General features: G+C 55.1%; 11 protein-coding genes. 7 read left to right on the top strand and 4 right to left on the bottom strand.

From position 1 onward, the window contains the following. The 3 genes from NP590_RS18335 to NP590_RS18325 all read left to right on the top strand — a co-directional run. The coding region (locus NP590_RS18335) for a hypothetical protein (protein ID WP_256604131.1) at positions 1 to 534 on the top strand (534 nt) is incomplete at its 5' end. Positions 535 to 619: 85 nt separating this feature from the next. Further along, positions 620 to 1294 carry a M48 family metallopeptidase gene (locus NP590_RS18330; protein ID WP_256604130.1) on the top strand — a complete coding sequence of 225 codons (675 nt, stop codon included), beginning with the start codon at positions 620 to 622 and terminating at the stop codon, positions 1292 to 1294. A 14-nt stretch (positions 1295 to 1308) separates the two neighbouring features. Beyond that, positions 1309 to 2112, top strand: coding sequence for a PP2C family protein-serine/threonine phosphatase (locus NP590_RS18325; RefSeq protein ID WP_256604128.1), 804 nt, complete (start codon positions 1309 to 1311; stop codon positions 2110 to 2112). Positions 2113 to 2154: 42 nt separating this feature from the next. On the opposite strand, the gene NP590_RS18320 is transcribed toward NP590_RS18325, so the two are convergent. Beyond that, positions 2155 to 2511, bottom strand: coding sequence for a glycine zipper domain-containing protein (locus NP590_RS18320; protein ID WP_256604127.1), 357 nt, complete (start codon positions 2509 to 2511; stop codon positions 2155 to 2157). A gap of 348 nt (positions 2512 to 2859) precedes the next feature. Continuing rightward, positions 2860 to 3465, bottom strand: coding sequence for a 5'-deoxynucleotidase (yfbR, locus tag NP590_RS18315; RefSeq protein WP_256604126.1), 606 nt, complete (start codon positions 3463 to 3465; stop codon positions 2860 to 2862). 182 nt (positions 3466 to 3647) lie between these two features. Between yfbR and NP590_RS18310 the strand changes: the two genes are divergently transcribed. After that, positions 3648 to 4964, top strand: a complete 1317-nt coding sequence (locus tag NP590_RS18310; protein ID WP_256604125.1) for a glycosyltransferase — start codon at positions 3648 to 3650, stop codon at positions 4962 to 4964. Here the strand turns inward: NP590_RS18310 and NP590_RS18305 are convergent. After that, on the bottom strand, positions 4913 to 5509 hold the full coding sequence (locus NP590_RS18305) for a hypothetical protein (RefSeq protein WP_256604124.1): 597 nt from the start codon (positions 5507 to 5509) through the stop codon (positions 4913 to 4915). The genes NP590_RS18310 and NP590_RS18305 overlap by 52 nt on opposite strands. A gap of 175 nt (positions 5510 to 5684) precedes the next feature. Here NP590_RS18305 and NP590_RS18300 point away from each other — a divergent pair, with 175 nt between their 5' ends. Next, positions 5685 to 5846, top strand: coding sequence for a hypothetical protein (locus NP590_RS18300; RefSeq protein ID WP_256604123.1), 162 nt, complete (start codon positions 5685 to 5687; stop codon positions 5844 to 5846). Between the two features lie 146 nt (positions 5847 to 5992). On the opposite strand, the gene amrS is transcribed toward NP590_RS18300, so the two are convergent. After that, entirely contained in the window at positions 5993 to 7078 is a 1086-nt protein-coding gene (gene amrS / locus NP590_RS18295) for an AmmeMemoRadiSam system radical SAM enzyme (RefSeq protein WP_256604122.1), read from the bottom strand. A 204-nt stretch (positions 7079 to 7282) separates the two neighbouring features. Between amrS and amrB the strand changes: the two genes are divergently transcribed. Together amrB and amrA are read left to right on the top strand one after the other, a co-directional pair. Then, positions 7283 to 8059, top strand: coding sequence for an AmmeMemoRadiSam system protein B (gene amrB, locus NP590_RS18290; protein WP_256604121.1), 777 nt, complete (start codon positions 7283 to 7285; stop codon positions 8057 to 8059). Then, on the top strand, positions 8046 to 8603 hold the full coding sequence (amrA, locus tag NP590_RS18285) for an AmmeMemoRadiSam system protein A (protein WP_256604120.1): 558 nt from the start codon (positions 8046 to 8048) through the stop codon (positions 8601 to 8603). The genes amrB and amrA overlap by 14 nt, the downstream gene beginning before the upstream one ends. Positions 8604 to 8715: the final 112 nt, after the last annotated feature.

The raw sequence follows: 8715 nt of genomic DNA, 5'->3' as shown, positions 1-8715 counted from the left end.
GGCGCCCTGAGCGGCGCCGCGCTCGGATGCGTGGTCGGTCTGGCGGCCGGCGGCGGCAGCGGCTGTGCCCAAGGCGCGGCCATCGGCGCCGTCAGCGGTGCAGTCGTCGGTTGGGGCACGGTAAAATATCAGCAATATCAGGCCTCTCAGGTCAGATCCGTCAACGAGGACCAGCGTTTGTACGGTCTGGCCAAATCGGTAGACACTGCACAAGTCAAAATCAACAAATCCAGTTCCAGTCCAAGCCCGGTCCGCCCCGGCGATTCGGTTCAGCTGGCCACGGATTATTCGATACGATTGCCCAAGCAACAAGCGGTATCGCCGGTATCCGAAAGCTGGACCTTAAAGAAGGACGGCCAAGTTCTGGCCGCCCTGCCGCAACAGGAAAGTCAAAGAGCATCCGGCGGCTGGAACGCCAACGCGGTCATCCCCATTCCCAGCGGCGCCACCAGCGGCACCTATGTCATCGAACACAAAGTGCAGTCCGGCAACAGCTATGACTTGAGCATATCCACTTTTGATGTCGTCAATTAAGCCGACACGCTTCATTTTAATGGTCTGTTGCATTCTGCTTACGCGCAATGCAACAGGCTTTTCGAATGGCTTTTGCCCCGGCGAAATGGAAGCCGCGCTCGGCACCAGACAAAAAATATTCAACGAATGGCCGCTTAGACCCCTGAACGACGAAGCCACCGAATTCGTGCAGAGACTGGCCATGCGGCTGGCGGCGCAATATTCCTTCAACGCCGGAGGTATCCCCTGGCGCGTTTATCTGGTGCGCAATTTATCGCCCAATGCCTTCTCGATTGGCGGCGGCTTTGTATTTGTCAATGAAGGCGCTTTGACTTTCGCCGAAAACGAAGAAGAGATGATCGCCATCCTGGCTCACGAGCTAGGCCATGAACTGGCGGGACATTTTTGCAAGTCGCGCGTAGAATCGGCGCCCACCAGTTTTTTCGACTTCCTGCTAGGCGCTACGCCGGCATCTCGACCCAAGGAAACCGCTCAGTTGGGCTCCTTGCCACAAACAATCGACCCGGCCAAGGAGCAACAGGCGGACAGAATCGCCATATCGTTGTTGCAAGCTTCCGGTTATAACCCGCAAACCTTGTTGAGAGTGTCCAGACGCCTTCCCAAGGATATCGATGGACATTGGGTAGACAGCATCAGAATAGAAACCTTGAGTCAGTTGCTTGGAAGCCTGCCCGACTTCAATTCCGCTCCCAGGGATTCGGAACAATTCCAAAGAATCAAAAGAATGCTGTCCAGCGAAGCACCTGTCAATAGGTTCTGACGGAATTCCGCCGGATGTTGAAATTTCTCAAAAAACGGCTGGGAGAGCCGGCAAGTCTGATATTCGACACCGCCAGCTTGACCGGCCTCGGCGGCCGCCTCAATCAGGAGGATGCGCTGGCTTATTGTTCCATAAACCCGCAAGCCGCTTGCTGGATCGTTGCGGACGGCGTTGGCGGACAGGAGGCGGGCGAAGTAGCCTCGCAATTGGCCGTAACAACCATTTTGCGGGAATTCCGCGCCAACCCGCGCTGTAGCGGCAAAAATATGGGCCAATTATTGGAAGCCGCTCATCGGGCGGTTTTTTCCGCCCGCCTGTCCAGGCCCGCTTCCAAACACATGGCAACCACCGCGGCGGTATTGATTGTCGACCATCATCGGGCGGTGTGGGGGCATGTCGGCGATTCCCGTTTGTATCATTTCCGTGACGGCAAATTGCTGCAACGCACCTCCGACCAAAGCTTGATCAACATGATGCTGGAATGCGGCGCCCTGTCCGAAGACGACATGGCGGACTATCCTCAACGCAATGTCATTTTGCATGCCTTGGGCCAGGATAACACCCCGCAATACCGCATTAACGGCCCGGTCGCGATTCAGGCGGGCGACGGCTTTTTACTGTGTACCGACGGCGTATGGGAATTGATGAGCGACCGGGAATTGCTGGAAACTTGGCAAGCCCGCCATTCCGCCGCCGCTTGGCTGGCCGAGATGCAAGAACGCCTGGAACCCAGAGTGGCGGATAAAAACAGCTCCGGTAAACCGGCGGACAACTACAGCGCCCTGCTGGTCAAGGTGTTCCCGTATCCCGAGCCATAGGTTTCAAGCGGATACACCACGCGGCGGTTGCGACGGAACCCGCTACCGACTCATGCCGTTACCCATCCAGGCACCGGCGGCGGCACCGATACCGGCTCCCAAGGGATCGCCCTTACTCATTTCGTAGCCCACGGCACTACCCAGGGCGCCGCCCACCAAACCGCCCGTAGTACGTTGATCGTAAGATTGATAACGCGGTGCCGGCACGGGCGCGGGAACATATTGCACCACCCGCTCGGGATAATAAACCCGCTCGACTTCCACATAGTGATCATGGTGATGATGACCGTGATGCTTATGATGGCCGTGACCGTGACCGTGACCGTGACCATGCCCATCGGCAACGGCAACCGAGGTAAACAGCAGGCCCATAACAACGAATTTTGCCGATTTGAACATGAGAGTCGTCTCCACTTTTGAATTAAGTTGGGATGGATTCTAAATGAACGTTGCTTAATAACGGATTAACAATATATTAAAACCGTATTAAGACAGGCGCGCGGAAAAAATAAGTCGTCGCTTACTCTGAAAGTAAAAAATCGAGCGGGTACGGTTGCTTGTTGGACAGGCGTCGGCAGCAAGGATGCTGCCGTCGAGCCTACACAGACGTATTTACGGCGTCCTGTCCGGCGAGGAACCGTGCCCAGCTGCACTACTTTCATTTGCCGGGGCGAGGCACCTTTTATGATCGTTAGGATATGATCGAAAACAACTTTTCGCGTTTTTGGCGCCTTTCTGACAAAGTCCTTATCGGGTTTGCATCAAGCCATCCAGGGTCAAGCCGCAGCTAGGCACGAAGGCCTGCATAAAAAACACCACTTCAGCTTGTTGCAAATCATGGATGTTTTTGGCCAATTGTTCGGCCGCAATCTCGAACTCGGTATTACCGGCTTTCAATTCAGCTTGGCATTTCAGGTAAGCGGATATTTTGTCGGCCGCCTTGATGATCTGCTGATTCTCCGGCGGCAATCGTTCATGCTGAATCAAAGGTTCGAAATCCGCCTGTAATGCCTCGGGCAATAGCCGCAGCAACTCGATTTCGGCCTGATGTTCGATACTTTTATAGGCGTGCAAGATGGCCTGGGAGTGGTATTTGATCGGGGTAGGCAAATCACCGGTAATCACCTCGGTGACATCGTGATACAGAGCCGCGGCGGCAATGGCATTGGCATCGACCTGGCCGCCGAAATAGCGGTTCTTGATCAGCGCCAGGGTATGGGCAATCACCGCCACTTCCCAACTGTGCTCCATGACATTTTCATTCAGGGCATTGCGCTTCAATCCCCAGCGTTTGATCCATCTCAATCGGGATAGATAGGCGTAAAAACTGCTTTTGATAGAGCTATGCGTCATGGCTGAAACCAAACTTACAACAATCGCTAATAGGACCCTTGCTATGAAAGGGAGTGGTTTTATGTGAGTTAGTTTAAACAACTCTCCGGCAAACGCGCTGTAAATTCCACCCGCAATCGCCGCCGCGAAGGAGGTGGATGTGGTATTTTCGTCCGCATGGCAGCATCGCATCGGTAATAAACATGAAAATCGGCATTCAAACCTGGGGTTCAAACGGTGACATTCGCCCGCTGCTGGCACTGGCGGCTGGCTTGCGGCAAGCCGGGCACGAAGTGACCTTGGTTGTCAGCAGTATCGATAAGCAGCGCTACAACGGCATCGCCGGGCAATTAAATATCCGCTACCGGCAAATACCCGAGCGTATAGACTTCGACATGCGGGATTTCGCGGCGCGTTCATTCAAGATGCATCCCTTGAAATGGCTGCGGGCCTTATTGGATGAAGCTTTCTTCCCCTGGGAAGCCGACATTTATGCCGCCGCGCAACAATTGGTTGCGGAAAACGATCTGCTTCTGGGCCATCATTTTTTGTATCCTCTGAAGTTGGCCGCCGCCCAGGGCGAAAAACCGTTTTACAGCGTTACCTTTTGCCACGCCGCCATACCCAGCCCCAACCTGCCGCCCTTCAGCTTTCCCGATCTGGGTAAATATCTGAACCCCATCAGCTGGAAATTGCTGGAACTGGTCTTCAATTGGGCTCTGCGGGAACCCTTGACCCGCTTATGGCGCTCGGCTGGAGTAGCGCCCGCCAACAATATGCTCGGCGAGCATTTGACCTCGCGGCAACTCGATTTGGTCGCCGTCGATCCCTTGTTTTGCCAGGGCCGGAAAGATTGGCCCGCCCATCACAAAATCTGCGGCTTTTTAAACCTGGCTGTCGATGCGGATGGCTGGAACATGCCGGAAAGCCTGGATGCCTTTTTAAACGCGGGCCCGGCCCCGGTTTATATGACGTTCGGCAGCCTGCAACAGGCCGTAGCGGAATGGAGCATGACATTGTTCATTCGGGCGGTTGAATTATCCGGCTGCCGGGCAATCATTCAAACCAGTTCCCCCGACTATCCAGCCGGCGGCCGGCAAGGACGCATCTATTTTATCGGCAAACATCCGCACCAGCCGGTGTTCAGGCACTGCGCGGCGGTTGTGCACCATGGCGGGGCCGGCACCGCGCATGCGGCCACCCGTTCCGGTTGCCCTTCGATTGTGGTGCCCTTCATGGACGAACAGTTGTTTTGGGGCCTTCGCATACAGCAATTGGGCTTGGGCGGCAAACCCTTAGCCGCCAAATCCGTCAGTGCCGAAGCATTGGCGGGAGCCATTGCAACCACCTTGAATACGCCGGCTTGGCGCGATCGCGTCCGCCAGGCCGCCCAAGAGATGCAAGACCGCGATGGGGTCGATACCGCCGTGCAGTGGATTAGCGAGCAATTCCAGGTAGCAGCGGGAACTCATGGCCGCGGGCAATCGGCGGACAAGGGCTTCAGCGTCAACCAGACTTGAGCATCATTGGGCAACAAGGCCTGGGGGGACAACTTGGCCACATCCGGCAAATCGTTTTGAAAAATGGTTCGGGCCCTGAATACCAGCACTTTTTCCACCGTGGACACACAGGCCTTCAGACCGAAGGGTAAAAAAGCCGCCTGCAAATCGCCCAGATAGGCCGATTGATTCAGCAAACCGGTGACGATTTGATTGGCGTTTTGTTTCGAATTGCTCGGCCGCCCGCGCCGGCTATTCCAGGCAGGCGTTTCGGCCGCCGCCCGCGCCAAGGCCCGCGACCATTGCGGGAATTCAATCAGGCGCCCCAAGCCGACGGACTCAATGGCCGTCGTATCGGCCGCTAAAAAAACCGGCAATCCCGCTTTCAGCAATTCAAGCAAGGAAGCAATCGATAAGGCGCAATTGCTTCGAACCAGCAACGCAGAGGGTGCCGTGGCGCGCTGTTCAAGACGGGCCGCGCATTCGGGCAGAGCCAGACTGAATACTTCATCCGCCGCCACGGGCGCCAGCCAGCAAGATAACAAGAAGAAAAAAGGAATTTTCATAACGAATTTTAAACCATGGTGCCCGTTGAAGCTGGGCCGCCTATCATACTTTTGTCACATTTGTTTACCAATAAGAAACAAACCATAAAATACAAGCCTTATTGTAAATAATTTAAATAAGTTTATAGTTAAACCGTACTCAATTTTTAACGGACCAACAGTCCAGGACGTAATCATGAAACCCAAAATCAATTTCTTCAGAGACATCCTCACCGGCATTTTCTTTACCATCGGTATATTCGGATTTTTGTCGGGCGAATTCGTCATATCCACCCTGTTGTTCGGTGCCGCTTCCGTTTCCAGCAATCTGGCTTTACACCCCGGCATCGAACTTTGAACCGTTTTTGCTCTACCCTCGTTGTTTACCTCGCAGTACCTAAAGCTCTGTCAACTCCACGGCCCGCCTTATATCGCATAACGCGGGCTTTTTTTGCCCCCTGCCGTAGCCCCGACCATACGGTTTAACGTTACAATCCCGCTCGATCAATCCAGCCGCACGGCCACGCGCTTTGAGCCCCAACTTCCGGGGAGCGCATTGAACAATCCCGCGCAACGCGTTTGGCAAAACCGGCATCGGCCATCGGCATTCAGATTCCAGTCCGATAACACATACCAATCGCGCCCTATCAATAATTCGCCGCAAGCATGGCAGTAGGTGCTTTCGGCCGACTTGTCGTGAACATTGCCGACATAGGCATGACGAACGCCGTTTTTGACGGCAATTTCGCGCGCGCGTAGCAAGGATGAAACCGGCGTGCGCGGTTTATCCAGCATTTTCCAGTCGGGATGAAAGGCCGTGAAATGCATGGGCACATCCGGTCCCAAATTTTCCGCTACCCATTGGGTCATCGCCTCCAACTCACTTTCCGAATCGTTTTCGCCGGGAATAATCAGAGTGGTCAATTCCAGCCACACCCGGGTTTCGTGCTTCAGGTATTGCAGAGTTTCCAGCACCGGCCGCAGATGGCCGCCGGTAATTTTGTGGTAAAAATCCTCGCTGAAGGCTTTTAAATCGATGTTGGCGGCGTCCATCCAGCGATAAAACTCGGCGCGCGGCTCCGCGCAAACATAGCCGGCGCTGACGGCTACCGACTTCAAGCCCAGCTCCCGGCAGGCTTGGGCCGTGTCTATGGCGTATTCGTGAAACACCACCGGGTCGTTATAGGTATAGGCCACGCTATCGCAGCCCCGCGCCAAAGCGGTCTGGGCTATCAAATCCGGCGCGGCGCGGCTCATCAGGGTATCCATTTCCCGGGATTTGCTGATGTCCCAGTTCTGGCAGAATTTGCAAGCCAGATTGCAACCGGCGGTGCCGAACGAAAAAATTGCCGTGCCGGGCAAAAAATGATTGAGCGGCTTTTTTTCGATGGGATCGATGGCGAAGCCGCTGGAGCGGCCGTAACTGGTCATTACGATCTGATTCCGCAGATTTTGCCGCACAAAGCACAAACCGCGTTGGCCTTCGCGCAGTTTACAAAATCGCGGGCATACATCGCATTGCACCCGGCCGTCTTCCAGCAAATGCCAATATTGCGTAGTGACTGTGTCGTGGCTTATAAATCGGCTCATGCAGACCTCCCGGCGAAAGCGTTGGACCATCGGTATTCGCTCGCGCAAGATAACGACGGAACAGGCGGAATAATAAAGCTAAACGATTGATCCGCCGTTAAAAACCGGCGTAATTTTTCCCGTTCGTCCGGCGGGATTGTTGTAACATATCGACGGCAAAACAGCATATAAAAATGCAGCGGCATTTACGAGGAGGTAAAGGTCATGAACAGAGCACCCGCCGTTGCCGGCAGCTTTTATCCGGCGGACGCCGCCGTCTTGAGCCATATGCTGAGGGATTTGTTGGATCGTCCCGCCGACGGCCCCGCTCCTAAAGCCATCATAGTGCCACATGCAGGCTACATTTATTCCGGACCCATCGCCGCCAGCGCTTATGCGCGATTGGCAAGCGCGCGGGACCGCATCAGCCGGGTGGTACTGATAGGGCCTTCTCACCGAGTGGCCTTTCGTGGCCTGGCTGTCAGCAGCGCCGAAATCTTCAGCACTCCGCTGGGAGGCATTGCCGTCGATCATTCGGCTATCGCGCTACTGCAACATCTTCCGTTCGTCGGCTATCTGGATCAGGCGCATGCCCTGGAGCATAGCCTGGAAGTGCACCTGCCGTTTTTGCAGCAAACTTTAAGCGACTTCAAGCTGGTGCCGCTTGTGGCGGGCGACGCAAGCCCGCATCAAGTCAGCCAGGTATTGGACATACTCTGGGGCGGCAAGGAAACCCTGATCGTCATCAGCTCGGACTTGAGCCATTATCACGATTACGCCACCGCGCAAAAGTTGGACCGACGCACCAGCGACTCGATCGAGTCGCTGAATTATCAAGCTCTGGACTCGGAAGCGGCATGCGGCAAAGTACCGGTCGCCGGCCTGTTGAAACTGGCCAAGGAAAAATCGCTGTCTATCAAAACCATAGACCTCAGAAACTCCGGCGATACCGCCGGCGACAAATACCGGGTGGTGGGTTATGGTGCCTATGTCGTTGAATGATCATCAGAAAGCCGAACTGCTGAAACTGGCCAGAGCCTCCATTCAGGAGGGTCTGCGGACCGGCCGGCCGCTGACGCTGGTTCTGCAACAATACGAAGCGGCCCTGACTCAAAAACGCGCCAGCTTTGTGACCCTGGAGCGCCATGGACAGCTACGCGGCTGCATCGGCATGCTGGAAGCCACCCGCCCCCTGGCGTTGGACATCGTCGAAAATGCCTACGCCGCTGCCTTTCGCGATCCGCGTTTTCCGCCGCTGTCCGAAAGGGAATATCCTGATCTCGACGTGCATCTTTCCATCCTGAGCGCCGCCGAAGCCATCGATTTTTCTTCCGAGCAAGACCTGATCGGCCAACTGCGACCCGGCATCGACGGCTTGATTCTGCGGGAAGGTTATCGGCGCGGCACGTTCTTGCCATCGGTATGGGAACAATTAGCCGATCCGGTGCAGTTCTTGCGCCATCTGAAACAAAAAGCCGGCTTGCCGGCCGACTATTGGTCCGACACCCTAGAAATATTTCGCTACGGCACCGAAACCTTTCCCTGATCGGTATACCGTCCGTTCCGGATCGAAATTAATGCCGAAAGCTTCGAAGCGCCTTGTTTGTCAAACGTTCAGGACACTATAATAGCGGGATTTTTACTCCATCAGCCCTGAT

Origin of the sequence: Methylomonas subterranea (assembly GCF_024505185.1) — a bacterium.
Lineage (GTDB): Bacteria > Pseudomonadota > Gammaproteobacteria > Methylococcales > Methylomonadaceae > Methylomonas > Methylomonas subterranea.
Note: the sequence above shows the minus strand (reverse complement) of the source record. Positions and strands in the feature narration are given on the sequence as shown.

Excerpts from the sequence above, each read along its gene's own strand:
- yfbR (WP_256604126.1), bottom strand. The coding sequence starts at position 3,465 with ATGACGCATAGCTCTATCAAAAGCAGTTTTTACGCCTATCTATCCCGA.
- NP590_RS18325 (WP_256604128.1), top strand. The coding sequence starts at position 1,309 with ATGTTGAAATTTCTCAAAAAACGGCTGGGAGAGCCGGCAAGTCTGATA.
- amrS (WP_256604122.1), bottom strand. The coding sequence starts at position 7,078 with ATGAGCCGATTTATAAGCCACGACACAGTCACTACGCAATATTGGCAT.
- NP590_RS18330 (WP_256604130.1), top strand. The coding sequence starts at position 620 with ATGGAAGCCGCGCTCGGCACCAGACAAAAAATATTCAACGAATGGCCG.
- amrA (WP_256604120.1), top strand. The coding sequence starts at position 8,046 with ATGTCGTTGAATGATCATCAGAAAGCCGAACTGCTGAAACTGGCCAGA.
- amrB (WP_256604121.1), top strand. The coding sequence starts at position 7,283 with ATGAACAGAGCACCCGCCGTTGCCGGCAGCTTTTATCCGGCGGACGCC.
- NP590_RS18305 (WP_256604124.1), bottom strand. The coding sequence starts at position 5,509 with ATGAAAATTCCTTTTTTCTTCTTGTTATCTTGCTGGCTGGCGCCCGTG.
- NP590_RS18320 (WP_256604127.1), bottom strand. The coding sequence starts at position 2,511 with ATGTTCAAATCGGCAAAATTCGTTGTTATGGGCCTGCTGTTTACCTCG.
- NP590_RS18300 (WP_256604123.1), top strand. The coding sequence starts at position 5,685 with ATGAAACCCAAAATCAATTTCTTCAGAGACATCCTCACCGGCATTTTC.
- NP590_RS18310 (WP_256604125.1), top strand. The coding sequence starts at position 3,648 with ATGAAAATCGGCATTCAAACCTGGGGTTCAAACGGTGACATTCGCCCG.